The sequence below is a fragment of the Streptomyces hyaluromycini genome (genome assembly GCF_002217755.1).
GTDB classification, from domain to species: Bacteria; Actinomycetota; Actinomycetes; order Streptomycetales; family Streptomycetaceae; genus Streptomyces; species Streptomyces hyaluromycini.
Genome location: NZ_BCFL01000016.1, coordinates 145,143 through 168,788, shown reverse-complemented (window position 1 = coordinate 168,788; position 23,646 = coordinate 145,143). Strand labels below are relative to the sequence as shown.

General features: G+C 71.2%; 24 protein-coding genes. 22 read left to right on the top strand and 2 right to left on the bottom strand.

The features are described from left to right. Positions 1 to 115: 115 nt before the first annotated feature. The 5 genes from SSP29_RS00815 to ftsH all read left to right on the top strand — a co-directional run bounded on the left by SSP29_RS00815 (position 116) and on the right by ftsH (position 7,914). Complete coding sequence (locus SSP29_RS00815) at positions 116 to 1,453, top strand: ammonium transporter (RefSeq protein WP_089098509.1); 1,338 nt, start codon at positions 116 to 118, stop codon at positions 1,451 to 1,453. After that, positions 1,450 to 1,788 (top strand): P-II family nitrogen regulator, encoded by a 339-nt coding sequence (locus SSP29_RS00810; RefSeq protein ID WP_089098508.1) that lies wholly within the window; start codon positions 1,450 to 1,452, stop codon positions 1,786 to 1,788. Before SSP29_RS00815 ends, SSP29_RS00810 begins: the two co-directional genes overlap by 4 nt. A 35-nt stretch (positions 1,789 to 1,823) precedes the next feature. Beyond that, positions 1,824 to 4,280 (top strand): [protein-PII] uridylyltransferase, encoded by a 2,457-nt coding sequence (locus SSP29_RS00805; protein WP_089098507.1) that lies wholly within the window; start codon positions 1,824 to 1,826, stop codon positions 4,278 to 4,280. Between the two features lie 93 nt (positions 4,281 to 4,373). Then, positions 4,374 to 5,924: a signal recognition particle protein gene (ffh, locus tag SSP29_RS00800; protein WP_089098506.1), complete on the top strand. Its 1,551-nt coding sequence runs from the start codon at positions 4,374 to 4,376 to the stop codon at positions 5,922 to 5,924. A 49-nt stretch (positions 5,925 to 5,973) separates the two neighbouring features. Continuing rightward, positions 5,974 to 7,914: an ATP-dependent zinc metalloprotease FtsH gene (ftsH, locus tag SSP29_RS00795; protein ID WP_089098505.1), complete on the top strand. Its 1,941-nt coding sequence runs from the start codon at positions 5,974 to 5,976 to the stop codon at positions 7,912 to 7,914. A 103-nt stretch (positions 7,915 to 8,017) separates the two neighbouring features. Here the strand turns inward: ftsH and SSP29_RS00790 are convergent, their stop codons facing one another. Then, positions 8,018 to 8,878 (bottom strand): class I SAM-dependent methyltransferase, encoded by an 861-nt coding sequence (locus SSP29_RS00790; protein ID WP_089098504.1) that lies wholly within the window; start codon positions 8,876 to 8,878, stop codon positions 8,018 to 8,020. 587 nt (positions 8,879 to 9,465) lie between these two features. Between SSP29_RS00790 and SSP29_RS00785 the strand changes: the two genes are divergently transcribed. The 17 genes from SSP29_RS00785 to SSP29_RS00705 all read left to right on the top strand — a co-directional run bounded on the left by SSP29_RS00785 (position 9,466) and on the right by SSP29_RS00705 (position 22,735). Beyond that, a complete protein-coding gene (locus tag SSP29_RS00785) occupies positions 9,466 to 10,062 on the top strand; it encodes a hypothetical protein (RefSeq protein WP_089098503.1) in 597 nt (198 codons plus the stop codon). Between the two features lie 367 nt (positions 10,063 to 10,429). Further along, on the top strand, positions 10,430 to 10,849 hold the full coding sequence (rpsP, locus tag SSP29_RS00780) for a 30S ribosomal protein S16 (RefSeq protein WP_089098502.1): 420 nt from the start codon (positions 10,430 to 10,432) through the stop codon (positions 10,847 to 10,849). 5 nt (positions 10,850 to 10,854) lie between these two features. Beyond that, positions 10,855 to 11,094, top strand: a complete 240-nt coding sequence (locus SSP29_RS00775) for an RNA-binding protein (protein WP_005479813.1) — start codon at positions 10,855 to 10,857, stop codon at positions 11,092 to 11,094. An 84-nt stretch (positions 11,095 to 11,178) separates the two neighbouring features. Continuing rightward, complete coding sequence (gene rimM / locus SSP29_RS00770; RefSeq protein ID WP_089098501.1) at positions 11,179 to 11,724, top strand: ribosome maturation factor RimM; 546 nt, start codon at positions 11,179 to 11,181, stop codon at positions 11,722 to 11,724. Next, complete coding sequence (gene trmD / locus SSP29_RS00765) at positions 11,721 to 12,554, top strand: tRNA (guanosine(37)-N1)-methyltransferase TrmD (RefSeq protein WP_089098500.1); 834 nt, start codon at positions 11,721 to 11,723, stop codon at positions 12,552 to 12,554. The genes rimM and trmD overlap by 4 nt, the downstream gene beginning before the upstream one ends. Positions 12,555 to 12,690: 136 nt before the next feature. Beyond that, positions 12,691 to 13,041, top strand: coding sequence for a 50S ribosomal protein L19 (gene rplS, locus SSP29_RS00760; protein WP_089098499.1), 351 nt, complete (start codon positions 12,691 to 12,693; stop codon positions 13,039 to 13,041). A gap of 83 nt (positions 13,042 to 13,124) precedes the next feature. After that, a complete protein-coding gene (gene lepB / locus SSP29_RS00755; protein WP_089098498.1) occupies positions 13,125 to 13,820 on the top strand; it encodes a signal peptidase I in 696 nt (231 codons plus the stop codon). Continuing rightward, positions 13,813 to 14,955, top strand: coding sequence for a signal peptidase I (gene lepB / locus SSP29_RS00750; RefSeq protein WP_123060319.1), 1,143 nt, complete (start codon positions 13,813 to 13,815; stop codon positions 14,953 to 14,955). Before lepB (SSP29_RS00755) ends, lepB (SSP29_RS00750) begins: the two co-directional genes overlap by 8 nt. Next, positions 14,930 to 15,817, top strand: coding sequence for a signal peptidase I (gene lepB, locus SSP29_RS00745; RefSeq protein ID WP_123060318.1), 888 nt, complete (start codon positions 14,930 to 14,932; stop codon positions 15,815 to 15,817). Before lepB (SSP29_RS00750) ends, lepB (SSP29_RS00745) begins: the two co-directional genes overlap by 26 nt. A gap of 149 nt (positions 15,818 to 15,966) precedes the next feature. Continuing rightward, positions 15,967 to 16,752, top strand: a complete 786-nt coding sequence (gene lepB, locus SSP29_RS00740; protein WP_089098496.1) for a signal peptidase I — start codon at positions 15,967 to 15,969, stop codon at positions 16,750 to 16,752. Continuing rightward, positions 16,742 to 17,248, top strand: a complete 507-nt coding sequence (locus SSP29_RS00735; RefSeq protein ID WP_089098495.1) for an NUDIX hydrolase — start codon at positions 16,742 to 16,744, stop codon at positions 17,246 to 17,248. The genes lepB (SSP29_RS00740) and SSP29_RS00735 overlap by 11 nt, the downstream gene beginning before the upstream one ends. Before the next feature lie 56 nt (positions 17,249 to 17,304). Beyond that, complete coding sequence (locus tag SSP29_RS00730; RefSeq protein ID WP_008745401.1) at positions 17,305 to 17,613, top strand: DUF2469 domain-containing protein; 309 nt, start codon at positions 17,305 to 17,307, stop codon at positions 17,611 to 17,613. Between the two features lie 130 nt (positions 17,614 to 17,743). Next, positions 17,744 to 18,130: a YraN family protein gene (locus SSP29_RS00725; RefSeq protein ID WP_150133325.1), complete on the top strand. Its 387-nt coding sequence runs from the start codon at positions 17,744 to 17,746 to the stop codon at positions 18,128 to 18,130. Position 18,131: 1 nt separating this feature from the next. Further along, positions 18,132 to 19,742, top strand: a complete 1,611-nt coding sequence (locus tag SSP29_RS00720; RefSeq protein ID WP_089098493.1) for a YifB family Mg chelatase-like AAA ATPase — start codon at positions 18,132 to 18,134, stop codon at positions 19,740 to 19,742. Continuing rightward, entirely contained in the window at positions 19,739 to 20,884 is a 1,146-nt protein-coding gene (dprA, locus tag SSP29_RS00715; protein ID WP_089098492.1) for a DNA-processing protein DprA, read from the top strand. Before SSP29_RS00720 ends, dprA begins: the two co-directional genes overlap by 4 nt. A 322-nt stretch (positions 20,885 to 21,206) precedes the next feature. Beyond that, positions 21,207 to 22,049 (top strand): RNA polymerase sigma factor WhiG, encoded by an 843-nt coding sequence (gene whiG / locus SSP29_RS00710; protein ID WP_089098491.1) that lies wholly within the window; start codon positions 21,207 to 21,209, stop codon positions 22,047 to 22,049. A gap of 128 nt (positions 22,050 to 22,177) precedes the next feature. Continuing rightward, a complete protein-coding gene (locus SSP29_RS00705) occupies positions 22,178 to 22,735 on the top strand; it encodes a TetR/AcrR family transcriptional regulator (protein ID WP_089098490.1) in 558 nt (185 codons plus the stop codon). 224 nt (positions 22,736 to 22,959) lie between these two features. Here SSP29_RS00705 and SSP29_RS00700 read toward each other — a convergent pair whose 3' ends face one another. Then, positions 22,960 to 23,535, bottom strand: a complete 576-nt coding sequence (locus SSP29_RS00700) for a murein hydrolase activator EnvC family protein (protein ID WP_438363769.1) — start codon at positions 23,533 to 23,535, stop codon at positions 22,960 to 22,962. Positions 23,536 to 23,646: the final 111 nt, after the last annotated feature.

Sequence of the window (23,646 nt, the reverse complement as noted above, 5' to 3'; positions counted from 1 at the left end):
CCGAAACCGCGCTGCGCCAATCTCATGGCGCATAACCGGCCCACCCCCCGCTTGACCGGACCGCATTCAGGCAACGCCCGCACACGGGGCCGTACCAATTGACGAGGAGACGCCGATGGCACCAGCCGCCATCACGCTTGCCGCGGAGGCACCCAAGCTGTCCTCCGCGAACACAGGCTTCATGCTCATCTGTTCTGCCCTGGTGCTGCTCATGACGCCGGGACTCGCCTTCTTCTACGGAGGCATGGTCCGCGTCAAGAGCACCCTGAACATGCTGATGATGAGCTTCGTCAGCATCGGGATCGTCACCATCCTGTGGGTGCTCTACGGCTTCTCCCTGGCCTTCGGTACCAGCAACGGCTTCATCGGTTTCAACTCCGACTGGCTCGGCATGAGCAACGTCGGCCTGACGGAGCTCTGGGACGGCTACACGATCCCGATCTTCGTCTTCATGGTCTTCCAGATGATGTTCGCGGTCATCACCCCGGCCCTGATAAGCGGTGCCATCGCCGACCGCGTCAAGTTCTCGGCCTGGGCTCTCTTCGTCGCCCTGTGGCTCACGATCGTCTACGTCCCGGTCGCCCACTGGGTCTGGGGTGCCGACGGCTGGGCCTACAAGCTCGGTGTGATCGACTTCGCCGGTGGTACCGCGGTCCACATCAACGCCGGTGCGGGCGCCCTCGGCGTCATCCTGGTCATCGGCAAGCGCGTCGGATTCAAGAAGGACCCGATGCGCCCGCACAGCCTCCCGCTGGTCATGCTCGGCGCCGGTCTGCTGTGGTTCGGCTGGTTCGGCTTCAACGCCGGCTCGTGGCTCGGCAACGACGACGGCGTCGGCGCGCTGATGTTCGTCAACACGCAGGTCGCCACCGCCGCCGCCATGCTGGCCTGGCTCGCCTACGAGAAGATCCGGCACGGCGCGTTCACCACCCTGGGCGCCGCCTCCGGCGCGGTCGCCGGTCTGGTCGCGATCACCCCGTCCGGTGGTGCGGTCTCCCCGCTCGGCGCGATCGCCGTCGGCGCCATCGCCGGTGTCGCCTGCGCCGCGGCCGTCGGCCTGAAGTTCAAGTTCGGTTACGACGACTCGCTCGACGTGGTCGGCGTCCACATGGTCGGCGGCATCATCGGCTCCCTGCTCATCGGCTTCTTCGCCACCGGCAAGGGCCAGTCCGCCGCGACCGGCGTCTTCTACGGCGACCACTCCTTCACCCAGCTGTGGAAGCAGTTCGCCGGTGTCGGCGCGGTCCTCGGCTACTCCCTGGTCGCCTCCGCGGTCCTCGCCTTCCTCCTCGACAAGACCCTCGGCATGCGGGTCACCGAGGACGAAGAGGTCTCCGGCATCGACCAGGCCGAGCACGCCGAGACTGCATACGACTTCAGCGGTGCGGGCGGCGGTGTCGTCAGCTCCGTCTCCGCGGCGCTGGCCGGCACGAGCAAGAAGGTGGACGCATGAAGCTCATCACCGCCGTCGTGAAGCCCCACCGGCTCGACGAGATCAAGGAGGCCCTGCAGGCCTTCGGCGTCCACGGCCTCACGGTCACCGAGGCCAGCGGCTACGGTCGGCAGCGCGGCCACACCGAGGTCTACCGTGGTGCCGAGTACACGGTCGACCTGGTGCCCAAGATCCGCATCGAGGTGCTGGCCGAGGACGAGGACGCCGAGCAGCTGATCGACGTCGTCGTCAAGGCCGCCCGCACCGGCAAGATCGGTGACGGCAAGGTCTGGTCGGTCCCGGTCGAGACCGCGGTACGGGTCCGCACCGGCGAGCGCGGCCCGGACGCGCTGTAGAACAGAACCATCTGAATACAGGCAGGAGTCGCTGGGTGACGGGTACGGAAGTTCGGAACGACGCAGAGAACACGGGACCCAGCGGCTACGCGGCGGCCCGGCTGCGCCTCCTCACCGAGGGGGCGCGGTCCGGGCCGCCGCGCCGTACCGCCCTCGCCGAGCTGACCGACGAATGGCTGACCGGGCTGTTCGCGGCGGCCACCGAGGGCATCAGGGGCGGCGTCTCCCTGGTCGCCGTCGGCGGTTACGGCCGCAGCGAACTCTCCCCACGCAGCGACCTGGACCTCCTGCTGCTGCACGACGGCGGCGACTCCGGCGCGGTGGCCGCCGTCGCCGACCGGCTCTGGTACCCCGTCTGGGACCTGGGCCTGGCCCTCGACCACTCCGTGCGCACCCCCGCCGAGGCCCGCAAGACCGCCGGCGAGGACCTCAAGGTCCAGCTCGGCCTCCTCGACGCCCGGCACATCGCCGGCGACCTGGGCCTGACCTCGGGACTGCGCACCGCGATCCTCGCCGACTGGCGCAACCAGGCACCCAAACGCCTCCCCGAACTCCAGGAGCTCTGCGCCGAGCGCGCCGAGCGCCAGGGCGAGCTGCAGTACCTCCTGGAACCCGACCTGAAGGAGGCCCGCGGCGGTCTCCGGGACGCCACCGCGCTGCGTGCCGTCGCCGCCTCCTGGCTGGCCGACGCCCCGCGCGAGGGCCTCGCCGACGCCCGCCGGCGCCTCCTCGACGTCCGCGACGCCCTGCACCTGACCACAGGGCGGGCCACCGACCGTCTCGCGCTGCAGGAGCAGGACCAGGTCGCCGCCGAACTCGACCTCCTCGACGCCGACACCCTGCTGCGCCAGGTCTACGAGTCCGCGCGCGTCATCTCGTACGCCAGTGACGTCACCTGGCGCGAGGTGGGACGGGTGCTGCGCTCACGGGCCGTCCGTCCCCGGCTGCGCGCCATGCTGGGCGGCGGCAAGCCCGTCACCGAGCGCTCCCCGCTCGCCGAAGGCGTGGTGGAGCAGGACGGCGAGGTGGTGCTCGCCCGCGCCGCCCGCCCCGAACGCGACCCCGTGCTCCCGCTGCGCGCCGCGGCCGCCGCCGCCCAGGCCGGCCTCCCGCTCTCCCTGCACGCCGTACGGCGCATGGCCGCCACCGCACGCCCCCTGCCCACGCCCTGGCCCGCCGAGGCCCGCGAGCAGCTCGTCACCCTGCTCGGCTCCGGCCGCCCGACCGTCGAGGTCTGGGAGGCGCTGGAGGCGGAAGGGCTGATCACCCGGCTGCTCCCGGACTGGGAGCGGGTGCGCTGCCGGCCGCAGCGCAACGCCGTGCACATCTGGACCGTCGACCGGCACCTCATCGAGACCGCCGTCCGCGCCTCCGAGTTCGCCCGCCGCGTCCACCGCCCCGACCTGCTCCTGGTCGCCGCCCTGCTGCACGACATCGGCAAGGGCTGGCCCGGTGACCACTCGGTGGCCGGCGAGATCATCGTCAAGGACGTGGCCGCGAGGATCGGCTTCGACCGCGCCGACGTGGCGGTCCTGTCGACGCTCGTACGACACCACCTGCTGCTCATCGAGACCGCCACCCGGCGCGACCTGGAGGACCCGGCCACGGTCCGCCTGGTCGCCGAGGCGGTCGGCACCCAGGGCACCCTGGAGCTGCTGCACGCCCTCACCGAGGCCGACGCGCTGGCCACCGGCCCGGCGGCCTGGTCGTCCTGGCGCGGCTCGCTCGTCGCCGACCTGGTGAAGCGGGTCTCGGCGGTCCTCGCCGGGGACTCCGCCGACGAGCCCGAGCCGGGCGCGCCCACCGCCGAGCAGGAGCGGCTGGCCATCGAGGCCTTCCGCACCGGCGCCCCGGTCCTGGCCCTGCGCGCCCAGACCGAGCCGGCGGCCACGGACGGGGAGCCCGCCGGCGACCCCGAACCGCTCGGCGTCGAGCTGCTCATCGCCGTACCGGACCAGCCGGGCGTGCTCCCGGCCGTCGCCGGCGTGCTGGCCGTGCACCGCCTGGCGGTCCGCACGGCCGAGCTGCGCTCTCTGCGGCTCCCGGACGACGTCGACGACGGCACGGTCCTGCTCCTCAACTGGCGGGTCGCGGCCGAGTACGGCTCCCTGCCCCAGGCGGCCCGGCTCCGCGCCGACCTGGTCCGCGCCCTGGACGGCTCGCTGGACATCGCGGGCCGCCTGGCGGAGCGGGACGCGGCCTACCCGAGGCGCCGGGGCTGGGTGGCCCCGCCGCCGCGCGTGACGGTGGCCGCGGCGGCCTCCCGGCACGCGACGGTGTTCGAGGTCCGCGCCCAGGACGCGCCGGGGCTGCTGTTCCGGATCGGGCGGGCGCTGGAGGACGCCGGGGTACGGATGCGCAGCGCGCATGTCAGCACGCTCGGCTCCAACGCCGTCGACGCCTTCTACGTGACCGGCACCGACCACGCGCCGCTGCCGGCGGAGGAGGCGACCTCCGTGGCGCGCAAGCTGGAGGAGACGCTCAGGGCCTGACCGCACGGTCGTGCAAGGCGGGGACCACTTACTTGCGCGGCCGGATACCCTGGAAGACGCTCACCGCCCCCGACTCCGAGGACCGACGCCGCCGTGTTCGACACTCTCTCCGATCGCCTTTCAGCGACCTTCAAGAATCTGCGCGGCAAAGGGCGTCTGAGCGAAGCCGACATCGACGCCACGGCGCGGGAGATCCGCATCGCGCTGCTCGAAGCCGATGTGGCCCTCCCGGTCGTCCGCACGTTCATCAAGAACGTCAAGGAGCGGTCCCTCGGCGCCGACGTCTCCAAGGCGCTGAACCCGGCCCAGCAGGTCCTGAAGATCGTCAACGACGAGCTGGTGACGATCCTGGGCGGCGAGACGCGCCGGCTGCGGTTCGCCAAGCAGCCGCCCACCGTGATCATGCTGGCCGGTCTCCAGGGTGCCGGTAAGACCACCCTCGCGGGCAAGCTCGCCCACTGGCTCAAGGAGCAGGGCCACTCCCCGCTGCTCGTCGCCGCCGACCTCCAGCGCCCCAACGCCGTCAACCAGCTGAGCGTGGTCGCCGAGCGCGCCGGTGCCGCCGTCTACGCGCCCGAGCCGGGCAACGGCGTCGGCGACCCGGTCAAGGTCGCCAAGGACTCCATCGAGTTCGCGAAGTCCAAGGTCCACGACATCGTGATCGTGGACACCGCCGGCCGGCTCGGTATCGACCAGGAGCTGATGCAGCAGGCGGCCGACATCCGGGACGCCGTCTCGCCCGACGAGATCCTCTTCGTCGTCGACGCCATGATCGGTCAGGACGCCGTCACCACCGCCGAGGCCTTCCGGGACGGCGTCGGCTTCGACGGTGTCGTCCTGTCCAAGCTCGACGGCGACGCCCGCGGTGGTGCCGCGCTCTCCATCCGCCAGGTCACCGGCAAGCCGATCATGTTCGCATCGAACGGCGAGAAGCTGGAGGACTTCGACGCCTTCCACCCGGACCGGATGGCCTCCCGCATCCTCGACATGGGTGACCTGCTCACCCTGATCGAGCAGGCGGAGAAGACGTTCAGCCAGGAAGAGGCCCAGAAGATGGCCTCCAAGCTGGCGTCGAAGCAGGGCCAGGACTTCACCCTGGACGACTTCCTGGCCCAGATGGAACAGGTCAGGAAGATGGGCAGCATCAGCAAGCTGCTCGGGATGCTGCCCGGCATGGGGCAGATCAAGGACCAGATCAACAACCTCGACGAGCGGGACGTCGACCGCACCGCCGCGATCATCAAGTCGATGACCCCCGGCGAGCGCCAGGACCCGACGATCATCAACGGCTCGCGCCGCGCCCGCATCGCCCGGGGCTCGGGTGTCGAGGTCAGCGCGGTCAAGGGACTCGTCGAGCGGTTCTTCGAGGCCCGCAAGATGATGTCCCGCATGGCGCAGGGCGGCGGTATGCCGGGCATGCCGGGGATCCCCGGCATGGGCGGCGGCCCCGGCCGGCAGAAGAAGCAGCCGAAGCAGGCCAAGGGCAAGCAGCGCTCCGGCAACCCGATGAAGCGCAGGCAGCAGGAGCTGGAGGAGGCCCAGCGCCGCGAGGCCGCCGCACAGGGCGGGAACGCCTTCGGTGTGCCGCAGCAGGGCGCCGAGGACTTCGAGCTGCCGGACGAGTTCAAGAAGTTCATGGGCTGAGTTCACCTGTGCGCGTGCCAGGGGTTGGTCGGTGTCGTACCGTCCGCATATGACCAACCCCGCGCCGCCGCGCAAGTCACCCGACCAGCCCTGGCGTACCGAGGGCGCTCCCGAGGAGCCTCCGAAGCCGCCGAACGGCGGGCGGAAGATGCACGGCGGCTGGTGGCGGCTGATCGTCACGGCGCTGGTCGTGTACCTGCTGGCCAACCTGGTGCTGTCGTACTTCGACCAGGCGAACGAGCCGACGATCTCGTACACCGAGTTCAGCAAGCAGGTGGACGCGGGCAACGTCGAGAAGATCTACGCCAAGGGCGACTCGATCCAGGGTCAGCTGAAGAAGGAACAGAAGAACCCCGAGAGCGGCGGCGGGAACTACACCAAGTTCAACACCGAACGCCCGTCGTTCGCCGGCGACGACCTCTGGTCCAGCCTGACCAAGCACAACGTGACGGTCACCGCCGAACCGGTCGTCCAGCACCGCAGCTTCCTCGCGAATCTGCTGATCTCGCTGGCGCCGATCATCCTGCTGGTCGCGGTGTGGGTCTTCATCGCCCGCCGGATGAGCGCGGGACTCGGCGGCGCGGGCGGCATGCTGGGCCGCAAGGCGCCGCCCAAGCCGGTCGAACTGGAGCCCGGACAGCAGCGGACCACCTTCGAGGACGTGGCCGGCATCGACGAGGTCGAGGGCGAGCTCAACGACGTCGTCGACTTCCTGAAGAACCCCGACGCCTACCGCAGGATGGGCGCCAAGATGCCGAGGGGCGTACTCCTCGCCGGCCCGCCCGGTACCGGCAAGACGCTGCTAGCGCGGGCCGTCGCCGGCGAGGCGGGGGTGCCGTTCTTCTCGGCCTCGGCCTCCGAGTTCATCGAGATGATCGTCGGCGTCGGCGCCTCACGCGTGCGCGAACTGTTCGCGGAGGCCCGCAAGGTCGCCCCCTCCATCATCTTCATCGACGAGATCGACACCATCGGGCGGGCCCGCGGCGGCGGCGCCTCCATGGGCGGGCACGACGAGCGCGAGCAGACCCTCAACCAGATCCTCACCGAGATGGACGGCTTCTCCGGCTCCGAGGGCGTCATCGTCATCGCGGCCACCAACCGCGCCGACATCCTGGACCCCGCGCTGACCCGCCCCGGCCGCTTCGACCGGGTGGTCCAGGTCTCGCCCCCCGACCGCACCGGCCGCGAGGCGATCCTGCAGATCCACACCCGCCAGATCCCGCTCGCCGAGGGCGTCGACCTCGCCCAGGTCGCCCGTACGACCCCGGGCATGACCGGTGCCGAACTGGCCAACCTCGCCAACGAGGCCGCCCTGCTCGCCGTCAAGCGCAAGCAGGACAAGGTCACCCAGTCCGACCTCTCGGAGGCCCTGGAGAAGGTCCAGCTGGGCGCCGAACGGCCGCTGGTGATGCCCGAGGAGGAGCGCAGGCGCACCGCCTACCACGAGAGCGGGCACGCCCTGCTCGGCATGCTGCAGCCCGGTGCCGACCCGGTCCGCAAGATCACCATCGTGCCGCGCGGCCGCGCCCTCGGCGTCACGCTCTCCACGCCGGACGCCGACAAGTACGCGTACACCGAGGAGTACCTGCGCGGCCGGATCATCGGCGCCCTCGGCGGCATGGCCGCCGAACAGGTCGTCTACGACGTGATCACCACCGGCTCCGAGAGCGACCTGGAACAGGTCACCAACATCGCGCGCGGGATGGTGTCCCGCTGGGGCATGAGCGAGGAGGTCGGCCGCCTCTCCGCCCTCCCGAACGACGCCCAGCAGGCCTACGGACTCGCCGCCGCGCCCCAGACCCTCGACGTCATCGACACGGAGATGCGCCGGATCGTCGACGAGTGCTACGAGGAGGCGTGCCGCAAACTCCGCGACCACCGCGACCAGTTGGACGCCCTGGCCCAGGCCCTCCTGGAGAACGAGACCCTGGAGGAGGCGGACGCGTACCGCATCGCGGGGATCACCCGCCTGACCAAGGACTCGGATTGAGCGCCCCGTAAGGGGCGCGGGGCTCTTTCGATATGCGGCTCCGCCGCGTGGGCGCGACCAGCCCCAACGGCGCCGCACCCGAACGGTCGGCCGAGACCCAGTGTCAGCGAACCCGCGCGATCAGGTACCGGAAGACGTTCGGCATCCACACCGTCCCGTTCGCCCGCTGGTACGGGTGCAGCGCCTCGGTCAGCTCCTTGCCGACCTGCTCCTGGTCGGTCGCCGCGATCGCCGCGTCGAACAGCCCGGTCGACAGCAGCCCCCGCACCGCGCTGTCCGCGTCGGCGTACCCGAACGGGCAGGAGACCCGCCCGGAACCGTCGATCCGCAGACCGGCCCGCTGGGCGACCTCCTCCAGATCGTCACGACCGGCCGGACGCCAACTGCTCGCACTGCGCAAAGGATCGGCCAATTTCGCGGCCACCCGCAGCACGGACGAGGTCGCGCAGCGCTCCGGCGGACCCCAGCCGGCCAGCACCACGGCCGCCCCGCGCTCCGCCAGCGGCGTCGCCTCGGCGAGCAGGCCGCCGAGCCGCTCGGCGTCGCCGGCCAGGCAGCCGATCGGGTCGAAGGCGGTGATCAGGTTGTACGCCGGTGCCTGCGCGTCCGCCGCGGCCCTGGGCGAGCCCTCGACGATCCGGGCGGCACGGCCACGCGCGCGTGCGCTCAGGGCCGGGTCGGGCAGCAGGCGCTCACGGGCGAGGGCGAGCCGTTCGGGGGAGGAGTCGACACCGGTGACCGCGGCCCCTCTGGTCGCCGCCATCAGCAGGGCGAGACCGGAACCGCACCGCAGGCCGAGCAGCCGGGTGGCGGGGCCCACTTCGAGTCGCTCGTGGACGGTCTCGTAGAGCGGCACCAGCATCCGCTCCTGGATCTCGGACCAGTCACGCGCGCGTGCCCACAGGTTCACGCGGGGGGTGGAATCCGCGTGAGACCGGTGCTGCCGCACGAGCGTAGGTGTCATAGGTAAGCGCCCCAATCCGCCGAGAGTTACGCACTGACCGATTCCGTGGCCCCCGTGCCGTGCGCTCGCACTTCCCACCTATGCCACATAACTCCGGGCTCGCGGTGGCGTCCAGGGGTCGCGGGTCCCGGCTTGTACGTGGGCTGTGACTGTGGCGAGATTTCACATCCCGGCAACTTGGGGCTCTACCATCGGACCCACGGCACGGCGGTTCTGGCCATGGTCGGCCGGCACAGTGACCGCGCGGTGCCCGGTCGCCGGAGAGGGGCCGGCGCCGGATGAGGACGGGCTGCGGGGTAACGTCGGGGCCGCCGCGCACGCTGACCGGGATGGGACTCCCGCCACGAGAGCGACCGAAACGCCTCTTGCGCTTCCGCCGACCTTCGTCGTTCAGGTGTGCGGGCCAGGGGTACGTGGCGGGTCGTACGTCAGGCTACGCACCGGCTTGGTATGAGCTGTGAGGCTTCTCCGCAGATCAGCGCACCCGTACTCGTCTCCACGCATCAGCGGCAACTGACGGGTACGTGCAAATTATTTGGGATGCCCCGGAATAGGAACACAGGGGCACTCCCGCTCGTTCTCATTACGTGAGCACGACACAGACACCACCTGTTCTCGCCGCAGAGCTGGCGCAGGCGTGGGCCGACATTCAGCGGTACCACCCCGAGCTGCCGGACCTTGCCGCGCCAGAGTCCCTGATCGGGGAGTCGTCGTCCGCGTGCGGGCACGAACTCTCCTTCGAACGCCTGCTCCATGAGGCAGTCCACGGCATCGCCGCCTCCCGCGGAGTCCGCGACACCTCCCGGGCCGGCCGCTACCACAACCGCCGATTCCTCGCGATCGCCGAGGAGCTGGGCCTGGACCACCCCGACGAGCCGCATCCCAGCAGCGGCTTCTCGCTGGTCACGCTCAACCCCGAGGCGAAGCGACGCTACCGCCCGACCATCGAGAGACTGCAGCGCGCCCTCAAGGCGCACACGGTGGCCACGTCCGCCGACACCTCCCGCACCTTCCGCGGCCCGGCCGCCCGCCACGGCTCCTCCGGCGGCGGCGTCCGGGTCAAGGCGGTGTGCGACTGCGGTCGCAACGTCCGGGTGGTCCCGTCGGTCCTGGCCCAGGCCCCCATCGTCTGCGGCGGCTGCGGCAAGCCGTTCCGTATCCCGGAGGTCGTGGGAGCGGCATAGGCCACGGCTGCTCGTGGCAGCCGCAGCCATTGCTCATCGCCACACCCCTGGCCCCCCGTCTCCCCGCGGGCAGTAGTCCGCCGGGGCGGCACGGGTGGGCGCGGACGGCAACTTCACAGCACCGGTCGGCGCACCCGACGTGACCTCACCTCCACGCCGGGTGCGACTCGGGCATGCCCAGGCACCCCCACCCGACCGTCGGCCAAAAGCGACCCGCAGGGTGTGGCACAATGGCTAGCTGTACTCGACAGCCGCACAGGACCCCTCTCTCCTCCGGCTGACGCGTCCATCGGGCACTCGGGTACCGCAACCCCACGCGGCAGTCTCGCCGTGCCCAACCACGTCAAAACCAGGAGAACCCACTCCCGTGGCAGTCAAGATCAAGCTGAAGCGTCTGGGCAAGATCCGTTCGCCTCACTACCGCATCGTCATCGCCGACTCCCGCACCCGCCGTGACGGCCGTGCGATCGAGGAGATCGGCAAGTACCACCCGACCTACAACCCGTCGGTCATCGAGGTGGACGCCGACCGCGTGGCGTACTGGCTCGGCGTCGGCGCCCAGCCGACCGAGCCCGTGCTCGCCATCCTGAAGAAGACCGGCGACTGGCAGAAGTTCAAGGGCGAGCCCGCCCCGGCTCCGCTGCTCGTGGCCGCTCCGAAGGCCACGCGTCCGTCGTTCGAGGCGCTCGGCGGTGACGACGAGGGCAAGGGTGAGGCGATCACCCAGAAGAAGAAGGCTGAGAAGAAGGACGAGGCCGCGGCTGAGTCCGAGTCGACCGAGGCCTGAGCAGCATGCTCGAAGAGGCGCTTGAGCACCTCGTGAAGGGCATCGTCGACAACCCTGACGATGTGCAGGTCGCCTCGCGCGACCTGCGTCGCGGGCGCGTGCTGGAGGTCCGGGTGCACCCCGACGACCTCGGCAAGGTGATCGGCCGCAACGGCCGCACCGCGCGTGCCCTGCGCACCGTCGTGGGCGCCATCGGCGGCCGCGGAGTCCGCGTCGACCTCGTCGACGTGGACCACGTCCGCTGACGCTTCATCGCAACCGGCTCGGGCCGGGGAGGGCCCTCATGGGCCGTCCCCGGCCCGCAGTCGTATGACAGGAGACCAAGCACAGTGCAGCTCGTAGTCGCACGGATCGGCCGCGCCCACGGCATCAAGGGCGAGGTCACCGTGGAGGTACGTACCGACGAACCGGAGCTCAGGCTCGGGCCCGGCGCCGTACTCGCCACCGATCCCGCCGGCGTGGGACCGCTCACCATCGAGACGGGCCGCGTGCACAGCGGCCGTCTGCTCCTGCGCTTCGAGGGCGTCAAGGACCGCACCGGCGCCGAGGCCCTGCGCAACACCCTCCTGATCGCGGAGATCGACCCGGAGGAGCTGCCCGAGGGCGAGGACGAGTACTACGACCACCAGCTCATGGACCTGGACGTGGTCACCGAGGACGGCACCGAGGTCGGCCGGATCACCGAGATCTCGCACCTGCCCTCCCAGGACCTCTTCATCGTGGAGCGGCCCGACGGCAGCGAGGTGATGATCCCGTTCGTCGAGGAGATCGTCACCGAGATCGACCTGGAGGAGCAGCGGGCCGTCATCGCGCCGCCGCCCGGCCTGATCGACGACCGGGCCGAGATCGACTCGTCCAGGGACGACGACGCATGAGGCTCGACGTCGTCACGATCTTTCCCGAGTACCTCGAACCCCTGAACGTCTCGCTCGTCGGCAAGGCACGCGCGCGTGGGCAGCTCGGCGTCCATGTCCACGATCTGCGTGCCTGGACGTACGACCGGCACAACACGGTCGACGACACGCCCTACGGCGGCGGGCCCGGCATGGTCATGAAGACCGAGCCCTGGGGTGACGCCCTCGACTCGGCGCTCGCCGACGGCTACGAGACCGGCTCGCACGCGCCCGCGCTGATCGTGCCCACCCCGAGCGGCCGCCCCTTCACCCAGGAACTCGCCGTGGAACTCTCCGGGCGGCCCTGGCTGATCTTCACGCCGGCCCGCTACGAGGGCATCGACCGGCGCGTCATGGACGAGTACGCCACCCGGATGCCGGTCTACGAGGTGTCCATCGGCGACTACGTCCTCGCCGGCGGCGAGGCGGCCGTACTGGTCATCACGGAGGCCGTGGCCAGGCTCCTGCCCGGCGTCCTCGGCAACGCCGAGTCGCACCGGGACGACTCCTTCGCACCCGGCGCGATGGCGAACCTCCTGGAGGGCCCCGTCTACACCAAGCCGCCGGTGTGGCGCGGCCGGGACATCCCGGACGTGCTGCTCAGCGGCCACCACGGCAAGATCGCCCGCTGGCGCCGCGACGAGGCCCTGAAGCGGACCACCGCCCACCGGCCCGACCTGATCGAGCGCTGCGACCCCAAGGCCTTCGACAAGAAGGACCGCGAGATGCTCTCCATCCTGGGCTGGGCCCCGGATCCGGAGGGCGAACCCCACGGCCGATTTTGGCGCAGGCCAGAGGGCGTGGAAGAATAGACCGCTGTTGTGCGTCCGTCCGGCGTGCGCCCCTGCCACAGGGGGACACGACGCCCGCCCCGACCCGCACGGCAGTCCTCATGGCACACCTAGTTTCCGCTGATGACCTGTGGCATTTGCGAAGAAAGCAGACGAAATGTCTCACCTGCTCGACACCGTCGACTCCGCGTCGCTGCGCAGCGACGTCCCGGCCTTCCGCCCGGGTGACACCGTCAACGTCCACGTCCGCGTCATCGAGGGCAACCGCTCCCGTGTGCAGCAGTTCAAGGGCGTTGTGATCCGCCGCCAGGGCAGCGGTGTCCGCGAGACCTTCACGGTCCGCAAGGTCTCCTTCTCCGTCGGCGTCGAGCGCACCTTCCCGGTGCACACCCCGATCGTCGAGAAGATCGAGCTCGTCACCCGTGGTGACGTGCGTCGCGCCAAGCTCTACTACCTGCGCGACCTGCGCGGTAAGGCCGCGAAGATCAAGGAGAAGCGCGACAAGTGATGTCGCGTGCCGGCACCCGGAAGCCGTAGGCGAACGAGCCGGTAAGAAGGAGTCTCAGCGGGGCCGGATAGCATCTGGCCCCGATGGACACCGAAGCACAGCAGACGGAGCGCGACCGCTCCTCCCGCCCCGAACCAGAGGCCGCGGAGGACCGGTCGCGCTTCGCGTTGCTGGCGCGGGTCACCGACTGGCTGCCGGGCGGCTGGTTCACCCTCACCCTCTTCGCCTGCCTGACGTTTTTGCTCGTCCTCAACACTTTCGTGGCGCAACCATTCCAGATTCCCAGCGGATCCATGGAACAGGGATTGAGGATCGGGGACCGCGTTCTCGTAAATAAGTTGGCGTACCGTTTCGGTGCCGGGCCGCGCCGGGGAGATGTCGTGGTGTTCGACGGCTCCGGATATTTCGGGGACGCCGACTACATCAAACGCGTCGTCGGTGTGGGAGGAGACCATGTGGTCTGCTGCGACAAGAAGGGGAGGATCGAAGTGAACGGCCGGTCGGTCGACGAGACCGCGTTCCTCTATCCCGGGGACACCCCTTCCACCGTGCCCTTCAACGTCGACGTCCCCGACGGCACGGTCTTCGTTCTCGGCGATCACCGCGGCGACTCCAGCGACTCCCGCGACCACCTCGGCTCGCCCGGCGGCGGCATGATCCCCGTCAGCAGGGTCATCGGCCGGGCCGACTGGATCGTCTGGCCGTACGCGCACTGGACCCGCCTCACCCGTCCCGCCGCCTACGCGCGCGTGCCGGCGGCCGGAGCGTCACATGGGTAACCGGGGCAAACCGCGCGGCGTCCCCGTCGACGCGGCCGCCAACCTGCTGCCCACCGGGGCCCGGCGCTCCTCCGGCTCCTCCGGCGGCCGTTCCCGCGCGGAGCGGCGCAAGCTGCAGCGCAAGGTCAAGCGCAAGCGGCGGCGCGGAGCGATGCGGGAGATACCGCTGCTGGTCGGCGTGGCCGTCCTGATAGCGCTCGTGCTGAAGACGTTCCTCGTCCAGGCCTTCGTGATCCCGTCGGGCTCCATGGAGCAGACGATCCGGATCGGCGACCGCGTCCTGGTCGACAAGTTCACCCCGTGGTTCGGGTGGAAGCCGCACCGCGGAGACGTCGTCGTCTTCCACGACCCGGGCGGCTGGCTGAACGACGAGCAGACCACCCAGGCGAACGACCCGGTCGTGGTCAAGCAGGTCAAGGAAGGGCTCACCTTCATCGGCCTGCTGCCCTCCGCCAACGAGAAGGACCTCATCAAGCGGGTCATCGGCGTCGGCGGAGACCACGTCAAGTGCTGTGACGCACAGGGCCGGGTGACCGTCAACGGCGTACCGCTGACCGAGGGCGACTACCTGTATCCCGGGAACGCCCCCTCCACCCAGGAGTTCGACATCACCGTGCCGGAGGGGCGGCTGTGGGTGATGGGCGACCACCGAGGCAACTCGGCCGACTCCCGGGTGCACCAGGACACCGACTACGGCGGCACCGTCGCCGTCACCTCGGTGGTGGGCCGGGCCATGATGATCGGCTGGCCCGTCGGCCACTGGACCAAGCTCGACGAACCTAAAACCTTCGCAAGCGTTTCTGACTCCGGGTCGGGGTCGACCGCGGCTCCCCAGCTGTCGCATAGGGTTGCCTCCGACGATCCGAACGGATACATCCAACTCCCGAGCCCTGCGGAACTCCCGCTCGTTATGGGAGTGGTGGGCCTGCGCCGGGGATGGCGCGGGCGGCGGCACGGAGTAAGGAGTTGGCGTGGGGGATGTGGCGGTTGGCGCGCGGTCGGGTCACGACGGCGAGGAGCACAACGGGCGCCCTGCGGAGAATGTCCCCCCCGCAGACGGCGTCTCGACCTCCGGAAACGGTACCGGGCCCGGCGGGGACGGCGCCCCGGTGGACGGTCCGCACCCCGGCGGTGACGGCGGGGGTACGGACGGGGACCCGGGCGAATCGGCGGCGCCCGCACCGAAGAAGCCACGCTCCTTCTGGAAGGAGCTGCCGATCCTGGTCGTCATCGCGCTGGTGCTGGCGCTGCTGATCAAGACGTTCCTGGTGCAGGCGTTCTCGATCCCGTCCGACTCGATGCAGAACACCCTCCAGCAGGGTGACCGCGTCCTGGTCGACAAGCTCACCCCGTGGTTCGGCTCCAAGCCGGAGCGCGGCGAGGTCGTCGTCTTCCACGACCCGGACGACTGGCTGGCGGGTGAGCCCACCGCCCAGCCGAACGCGATCCAGACCTTCCTCAGCTGGATCGGCCTGATGCCGTCCGCCGAGGAGCGGGACCTGATCAAGCGCGTCGTCGGCGTCGGCGGCGACACCGTCTCCTGCAAGGGCAGCGGCCCGCTCATGGTCAACGGCCATGCGCTGAACGAGCCTTATGTGTATCCGGGCAACACCCCGTGCAGCGTCGACGACCAGGGCGGCCAGTTCACGGTGCACGTGCCCAAGGGCTACATCTGGGTGATGGGCGACCACCGCCAGAACTCCCGCGACTCGCGCTACAACCAGTCCGACAAGCACCACGGCATGGTCCCGGTGAAGGACGTCGTCGGCCGCGCCATCGTCAAGGCCTGGCCGATCAACCGCTGGGGCACGCTGCCGATCCCGGACACCTTCGACCAGAGCGGCATCAACACGCAGTCGTCCGCCGCGGCCTCCCTCTCGGTGGCACCGCAGGGCGTGGCCGTCGCCGCCGTCCTGCCGGTCGTGGTGTGGCGCCGTCGCCGGGGCGACCGGGTGGAGCGGAAGTTCGACAAGCGCGTGGCCGCCGGCAAGCGCTGACCGCATGGCGCGGGACATGGCCGCATCCCGTGTGAGCGCCTTCGGGTACGTCTGCTGACCTCCCCATGTGAAGCCCTTGGGGAGCTTGTGACCAGGCCCGCCGAAGAAGGGCTGCCCCTGCCCGGTACCGCCGGGTAGGGTGCGGCCTCATGGGCGACAGCACGATACGTACGGCCCCGCGCAGCGGCGGAGGCACCAGCACGAGCGCGGCACAGGCCGGCAGCAGGCTCGGACAGCGGTTGTCCGGGATCGTCGTCGCACTGGGCATCGTGCTGTTCCTCGGAGGATTCGGCTGGGCAGCGGTGGTCTACCGGCCGTACACCGTGCCCACCACGTCGATGACGCCGACGATCGACGCCGGGGACCGGGTCCTCGGCCAGCGCATCGACGGCAGTGAGGTGCGCCGGGGCGACGTCGTCGTCTTCCGCGACAAGAGCTGGGTCACCAACGCGGACGTCGTCAAGCGCGTGGTCGCGGTCGGCGGGGACACGGTCGCCTGCTGCACCAACGGCAAGCTGACCGTCAACGGCAAGCAGATCGAGGAGCCGTATCTGCCGGCGGGCAGCCAGGCCGAGCTCCAGGGCTTCCCGACCGTCACCGTCCCGAAGGGCCGGCTCTTCCTCCTCGGCGACGAGCGCCAGGGCTCCCTGGACTCCACCGCCCACCTCACGGACGCGGCGCAGGGCACGGTGGCGCGCAGCGCCGTGAGCGCCCGGGTGGACGCCGTGATCTGGCCGATGAAGGGTCTGCTCAAGCGCCCGACCGGCTTCGAGACCCTGGGGACCCTCTCGCAGCCGGGTCCGCTGCGTGTCATCGAGTTCATGATCGTGGCCGGTGCCGTGCTGGTCCTCGCAGGCGGCGCCTACGGACCGGTCGCGAACCTGCTGGGCCGCTCCCGCACCCGTGCCCGTACGGAGCCCGCCGGTGCCCGCTGAGGCGCTTTCGGAGGGCGGCCTGCGCAAGGTGGCCCGGGTGGTCCTGCTCGATCCAGAGGACCGCATCCTGCTCCTGCACGGCCACGAGCCGGACGATCCGGCCGACGACTGGTGGTTCACACCCGGCGGCGGCCTGGAGGGCGACGAGACCCGTGAGCAGGCCGCTCTGCGGGAACTCGCCGAGGAGACCGGCATCACGGACGTCGAACTCGGCCCGGTGCTGTGGCGGCGGACGTGCTCCTTCCCGTTCGCGGGCCGCCGCTGGGACCAGGACGAGTGGTACTACCTGGCCCGTACGACGCAGACGGCCATCGATGTCACGGGCCTGACCGACCTGGAGCGGCGCAGTGTGGCCGGAGCACATTGGTGGACGTGCCGGGAACTGACCCGGTCACATGAGACGGTGTATCCGACCAGACTCGCCGAGCTGTTCCGTAGGCTGCTCGACGAAGGTCCCCCCGCCGGGCCCGTCACCCTTGACACGGAAATCGTCTAGGGGCGCGCGGGACTGGCGCACAATGGTGGGATCGCACGGCTGAAGGGGAACATGCCATGAGCGCCGAGGACCTCGAAAAGTACGAGACCGAGATGGAGCTGAAGCTCTACCGGGAGTACCGCGATGTCGTCGGTCTGTTCAAATACGTGATCGAGACCGAGCGGCGCTTCTACCTCACCAACGACTACGAGATGCAGGTGCACTCGGTCCAGGGCGAGGTGTTCTTCGAGGTGTCGATGGCGGATGCCTGGGTCTGGGACATGTACCGGCCGGCCCGTTTCGTGAAGCAGGTCCGTGTCCTCACGTTCAAGGACGTGAACATCGAGGAGTTGAACAAGACCGACCTGGAACTTCCGGGCGGCTGAGCCCTGGGGCGTGGTCGCCGGTGTGGTCGCTCGTGTGGGTGACGGGGTTGTCCACAACCGCTGAGTAACTCACCAAGATCAACTACTTGGCGGGGAATGCGTGACGGTTGGCGCCGGAGGTGGTGCCGACATGAACACGAATCAGGCACGCACGAATCGGGCACGCAGTGCACTCGGCAGGTACGGCGAGACGCTGGCCGCGCGGCGGCTGGCCGAGGCCGGTCTGACGGTCCTGGAGCGCAACTGGCGCTGCGGCAGGACGGGCGAGATCGACATCGTGGCGCGGGACGGGGACGTCCTGGTCGTCTGCGAGGTGAAGACCCGGCGGGCGGGTGTCTTCGAGCACCCCATGGCCGCGGTCTCCCCGGAGAAGGCGCAGCGCCTGCGCGGCCTCGCCGAACACTGGATCCACGCACACGGAGGGGCACCGCCGGGCGGCGTCCGCATCGACGTGGTCGGCGTGCTCCTGCCGCAGCGCGGGGCGCCCGTGGTCGAGCACGCCCGGGGGGTGGCGTGAGATGGGGTTCGCGCGAACCTGCTCGGTGGCGCTGGTGGGCGTCGAGGGCGTGGTGGTCGAGGTCCAGGCCGACCTGGAGCCCGGGGTGGCGGCCTTCACACTGGTGGGGCTGCCGGACAAGAGCCTGACGGAGAGCCGGGACCGGGTCCGGGCGGCGGTGGTGAACTCCGGCGCCTCCTGGCCCTCGAAGAAGCTCACCGTCGGGCTGAGCCCGGCGTCCGTGCCGAAGAGCGGCAGCGGCTTCGATCTCGCGGTCGCCGCGGCTGTGCTCGGGGCGGCCGAGCGGATCGATCCCCGGGTGCTCGCCGAGATCGTGATGATCGGCGAGCTGGGCCTGGACGGCAGGGTCCGGCCGGTCCGGGGCATCCTGCCCGCCGTGCTGGCCGCCGCCGACGCCGGGTACGAGCAGGTGGTGGTGCCGGAGAGCGCGGTGCCGGAGGCCTCCCTGGTGCCGGGGGTGTCCGTCCTCGGCGTCCGCAGTCTGCGCCAGCTGATCGCGGTGCTCACCGACGAACCGGTGCCCGACGAGGAGCCCGTCCCCGGCGAGATCCGCCCGGACCCCTTCCTCGCCGGGCTCGCCCTCCCCGGCATGGGACTCGGCACCGGTATGGTCACCGGCGACCACGCACCCGACCTCGCGGACGTCGCCGGGCAGCACGTGGCCCGGGCCGCCCTGGAGGTGGCCGCGGCCGGACGCCATCACGTCTTCTTCAAGGGCCCGCCCGGCGCCGGCAAGACCATGCTGGCCGAGCGGCTGCCGGGGCTGCTGCCCGAACTGGGCCGGCAGGAGTCCCTGGAGGTCACCGCAGTCCACTCGGTCGCCGGCATGCTGCCACCCGGCCACCCCCTGGTCGACAAACCGCCCTACTGCTCCCCGCACCACTCGGCCACCATGGCCTCCCTGGTCGGCGGCGGAACCGGCCTGCCACGCCCCGGAGCGGTGTCCCTCGCTCACCATGGCGTGCTCTTTTTGGACGAGGCCGCCGAGTTCCACAGCAGCGTCCTGGACGCCCTGCGCCAGCCCCTGGAGTCGGGCCACGTCGTCATCGCCCGGGCCGCCGGGATACTGCGGATGCCCGCGAAGTTCCTCATGGTCCTGGCCGCCAACCCCTGCCCCTGCGGCCGGCACGGCACCCCCGGCGACGTCTGCGAGTGCCGGCCCTCCTCGATCAAGCGGTACCGGGCCCGGCTCTCCGGCCCCCTGATGGACCGCGTGGACCTCAGGGTGACCGTCGAACCGGTGGCCAGGGAGGAGCTGCTGCGGCTCCACACCGGTGCCGAGCCCTCCGCCGCCGTGGCCGACCGGGTGCGCACGGCCCGGGAGCGGGCCGCCCACCGCTACGACGGGCTGCCCTGGCGCACCAACAGCGAGGTCCCCGGCCACGAGCTCCGCACCCGCTGGCACGTCCGGCCGGGCGCGCTCGCCAAGGCCGAGCTGGACCTCGACCGGGGCCTGCTCACCGCCCGCGGCCTGGACCGGGTGCTCCGGGTCGCCTGGACCCTGGCCGACCTGGCGGGCCACGACCGGCCCTCGGCCAACGACGTCAACCTGGCCCTGGAGCTGCGCACCGGCGTCCGGCGCGGCGCGGTCCTGGAAGGGATCGCCACATGAGCGACGCCGAACTGCTCGCCCGGGTCTTCCTGGCCCGGGTCGTCGAGCCCGGCGACGAGACCGCCGGGCGGTGGGTGCGGGAGCGGGGCGTGCACGAGGTGGCCGGCCGGCTGCGAGCAGGCGGGCAGGCCCTGCCGGGCGTCGGCGGCAAGCGCTGGGCGGGGCTGCTGGCCCGGGCGCAGCAGAGCGACCCCCGGGCCGACCTCGCGGTCGCGCGGGAGGCGGGCGCGCGGTTCGTGTGCCCCGGCGACGCGGAGTGGCCCAGCCAGCTCGACGACCTCGGCGACGCCCGCCCGCTCGGCCTGTGGGTGCGCGGCCTGCCCAGTCTGCGGATGTGGGCGCTGCGGGCCGTCGCCGTCGTCGGGGCCAGGGCCTGCACCGAGTACGGCGCCCACATGGCGGCCGTCCTCGCCGCGGGGCTCGCCGAGCGCGGCTGGGTGGTGGTGTCCGGCGGCGCCTACGGCGTCGACGGCGCCGCCCACCGCGGAGCCCTCGGCGCCGGCGGGGCCACCGTCGCCGTGCTGGCCTGCGGGGTCGACCGGCCCTACCCCACAGGCCACACCGAGTTGATCAACAGGATCGCCGAACAGGGACTGGTGGTGGGGGAGTTGCCGCCCGGCGAGCACCCCACACCGAGCAGGTTCGTGCTCCGCAACCGGGTCATCGCGGCGCTCACCAGGGGCACCGTCGTCGTGGAGGCCGCCCATCGCAGCGGCTCGCTGGTCACCGCGCGGGCGGCGCAGCGGCTCGGCCGGTTCACCATGGGCGTGCCCGGACCGGCCACCAGCGGCCTCTCGGCCGGGGTGCACGAGCTGCTCCGCGGGGAGGCCGCGCTGGTCACCGACGCCGCGGAGGTCGTCGAACTCGTGGGCGACATGGGCGAGCTGGCCCCGGCCAGACGCGGCCCCGTCCTCCCGCGTGACCTGCTGGAACCCGCCGCCCGGCAGGTCCTGGCCGCCCTGCCCGGGAACCGGCCGGCCTCACCCGAAGAGGTGGCACGCGGCGCGCAGACGTCCGAGGACGAGGCCGTCGCGAGACTGTACGAACTCCGAGCACTTGGTTACGTCGAACGACACGGCGACGGCTGGAAGTTGACACGCCAGGCGATGATCTCGGTCCGGGCCGGTCGGAGCCGGTGCTGACCGAGCGTGTTCGGCCGTCCGGGGGAACCCCCGACGCCCTTGGGAATTCCCGGAGTTGACACTTCCGGTCGATCACGCAGAGCGACGCGCCGAGCGCGGTGGGGCGCGCCGTACAGGGGGTTCGCGCAGGGGTGGAGCCTCGCTGTTCGCGCACCGCGACTCCTCAGTCACGCTACGCTCACGAAAGGCTTGGCGCAGAACGTGCCAACCGGCACGAGAAAGACACTGAGCCCAACCATCGCTTTCATTCACTGCCCACCCCAGTTCACGGCACATCACGGCACTTCCTGGCACTTCACGGCAGAACGGCACAAGGCGACGAATGCCCCAGCACACCTCCGGGTCCGACCGGGCGGCGATCCCCCCAGCCGCCCGTGACGGTGGCAGCGTGCGGCCGCCCGCTCCCTCGACGCTCGACGAGCTGTGGCGGTCGTACAAGGCGACGGGGGACGACCGGCTGCGGGAACAGCTGATCCTGCACTACTCGCCACTGGTCAAGTACGTGGCCGGGCGAGTGAGCGTGGGTCTGCCGCCCAACGTGGAGCAGGCCGACTTCGTCTCCTCCGGAGTGTTCGGGCTCATCGACGCGATCGAGAAGTTCGACGTCGACCGCGAGATCAAGTTCGAGACGTACGCGATCACCCGGATCCGGGGCGCGATGATCGACGAGCTGCGGGCGCTGGACTGGATCCCGCGCTCGGTCCGGCAGAAGGCACGGAACGTCGAGCGGGCCTACGCCACGCTGGAGGCGCGGCTGCGGCGAACGCCCTCGGAGGGAGAGGTGGCCGCCGAACTGGGCATCGAGGTGGACGAACTCCACGCCGTCTTCAGCCAGCTGTCGCTGGCCAACGTGGTGGCGCTGGAGGAGCTGCTGCACGTCGGGGGCGAGGGCGGCGACGGGCTGAGCGTGATGGACACGCTGGAGGACACCGCCGCGGACAACCCCGTGGAGGTGGCCGAGGACCGGGAGCTGCGGCGGTTCCTGGCGCGGGCGATCAACACGCTGCCGGAGCGGGAGAAGACGGTGGTGACCCTCTACTACTACGAGGGGCTCACACTCGCCGAGATCGGGAACGTGCTCGGAGTCACCGAGAGCCGGGTGAGCCAGATCCACACCAAGTCGGTGCTGCAGCTGCGGGCGAAGCTGGCGAGTTTCGGCCGTTGAGCACGAGGCCGGCGGGGGTTTTCGGCCGTCGTCGGCGGCCGGGCGGGCCGCGTCCCGGTCGCGCTGTCTCCCGTCCGGGCCGACGCGTCCGTAAAGTGGTTGACGTGCCAAGGATTCGAGCGGCCTCCGTGGCCGAGCACCGGTCGATGCAGCGAGCCGCCCTGCTGGACGCGGCGCGGTCCCTCCTGTCCGAGGGCGGGACGGAGGCGCTGACCTTCCCCGCGCTCGCCGAGCGCACGGGGCTGGCCCGGTCGTCCGTGTACGAGTACTTCCGGTCCCGCGCCGCCGTGGTCGAGGAGCTCTGCGAGGTCGACTTCCCCGTGTGGGCGGCGGAGGTCGAGGCGGCGATGGAGCGGGCGGGTTCCGCCGAGGGCAAGGTCGAGGCGTATGTGCGGCAGCAGCTGGCCCTGGTCGGGGACCGGCGGCACCGCGCGGTGGTCGCGATCTCGGCGAGCGAGCTGGACGCGGGGGCGCGGGAGAAGATCCGGGCCGCGCACGGCGGGCTGGTCGCGATGATCGTGGAGGCGCTGGGAGAGCTGGGGCATGGGCAGCCCCGGCTTGCGGCGATGCTGGTGCAGGGAGTTGTGGATGCCGCGGTCCGGCGGATCGAGCTGGGGGCGGCGGAGGACCCGGTGGTGATCACTGAGGCGGCCGTGGCGATGGCGCTGCGGGGTGTGCGGGGCTGAGGTAGGCGGGGGCTGGGGTCGGGGTGGGGGCGCTTACCGGCGCTGGCCGGGTGCCGCTGCGCCCACCCGTGCCGCCCTGCGGCACGCCTGCCCGCAGCTGGGTAGCTGTGAGAGGAGCGGCTGGGCAGCGCCCCGTAAGGGGCGCGGGGCTGTATCTGATTTGCGGCTCCGCCGCGTGGGCGCGAGCAACCCCCACCGGCCGGCGGCCGCGCAACCCTCCGCAATCACCCCTCCGGCAGCGGAACCCCCAACACCGGCAACAGTCTCGGCGGCCCTCCGTCCAGCAGCCATGGCGGCAACAGCAGCAACGGGTCCACGTACACGTCCCCCCTGAGCAGTCCCCAGTGCACACATGAACGAGCACCGCAGTGCGCGCCCCCCGGCTCCACCCTGCCCACTACCTCCCCCGCCGCCACCACCTGCCCCTTCCCCACCGTCGCCGTCACCGGCTCGTACGTCGTACGGAGATCCGTGCCCGTCAGTTGCACCGACACCACGCCCCTCCCCGCCACCGGCCCCGCGTAGGAGACCCGGCCCGCCGCCACCGCCCGTACCGGCTCTCCGGGCGCCGCGCCCAGATCGACCCCCCGGTGCCCGGGGCCGTACACCGTCGCCGGCGGTTCCCAGCCGCGCAGGACCGGCGGGCGTACCCCCACCGGCCAGGCGTGAGCGATCGCCGGCACAGGCGGCCCGGCAGGGGGCGGCGGGCCGTCCGCCGCGACCCAGGCCCGGGCCGCAGTCGCTCCCAAAGCCAGCGGCAACGCCGTCGCCGCCCCCATCCATCGCATCGCGCGTCGCATGACCAACATGGTCAAACCGTCCCGCAGTCCCACCGATCATGGCCGGTACCTGTGGATTACTCCCGAGTTGTGGACAGTGGCGTCACCCGGTACCCCGCCGGTCCCGTACAC

Coding starts and splice junctions, on each gene's coding strand:
- SSP29_RS00815 (WP_089098509.1), top strand. CDS start 116: ATGGCACCAGCCGCCATCACGCTTGCCGCGGAGGCACCCAAGCTGTCC.
- SSP29_RS00810 (WP_089098508.1), top strand. CDS start 1,450: ATGAAGCTCATCACCGCCGTCGTGAAGCCCCACCGGCTCGACGAGATC.
- ftsH (WP_089098505.1), top strand. CDS start 5,974: ATGACCAACCCCGCGCCGCCGCGCAAGTCACCCGACCAGCCCTGGCGT.
- SSP29_RS00790 (WP_089098504.1), bottom strand. CDS start 8,878: ATGACACCTACGCTCGTGCGGCAGCACCGGTCTCACGCGGATTCCACC.
- SSP29_RS00775 (WP_005479813.1), top strand. CDS start 10,855: ATGCTCGAAGAGGCGCTTGAGCACCTCGTGAAGGGCATCGTCGACAAC.
- trmD (WP_089098500.1), top strand. CDS start 11,721: ATGAGGCTCGACGTCGTCACGATCTTTCCCGAGTACCTCGAACCCCTG.
- rplS (WP_089098499.1), top strand. CDS start 12,691: ATGTCTCACCTGCTCGACACCGTCGACTCCGCGTCGCTGCGCAGCGAC.
- lepB (WP_089098498.1), top strand. CDS start 13,125: ATGGACACCGAAGCACAGCAGACGGAGCGCGACCGCTCCTCCCGCCCC.
- lepB (WP_123060319.1), top strand. CDS start 13,813: ATGGGTAACCGGGGCAAACCGCGCGGCGTCCCCGTCGACGCGGCCGCC.
- lepB (WP_089098496.1), top strand. CDS start 15,967: ATGGGCGACAGCACGATACGTACGGCCCCGCGCAGCGGCGGAGGCACC.
- SSP29_RS00730 (WP_008745401.1), top strand. CDS start 17,305: ATGAGCGCCGAGGACCTCGAAAAGTACGAGACCGAGATGGAGCTGAAG.
- SSP29_RS00725 (WP_150133325.1), top strand. CDS start 17,744: ATGAACACGAATCAGGCACGCACGAATCGGGCACGCAGTGCACTCGGC.
- SSP29_RS00720 (WP_089098493.1), top strand. CDS start 18,132: ATGGGGTTCGCGCGAACCTGCTCGGTGGCGCTGGTGGGCGTCGAGGGC.
- dprA (WP_089098492.1), top strand. CDS start 19,739: ATGAGCGACGCCGAACTGCTCGCCCGGGTCTTCCTGGCCCGGGTCGTC.
- whiG (WP_089098491.1), top strand. CDS start 21,207: ATGCCCCAGCACACCTCCGGGTCCGACCGGGCGGCGATCCCCCCAGCC.
- SSP29_RS00700 (WP_438363769.1), bottom strand. CDS start 23,535: ATGCGACGCGCGATGCGATGGATGGGGGCGGCGACGGCGTTGCCGCTG.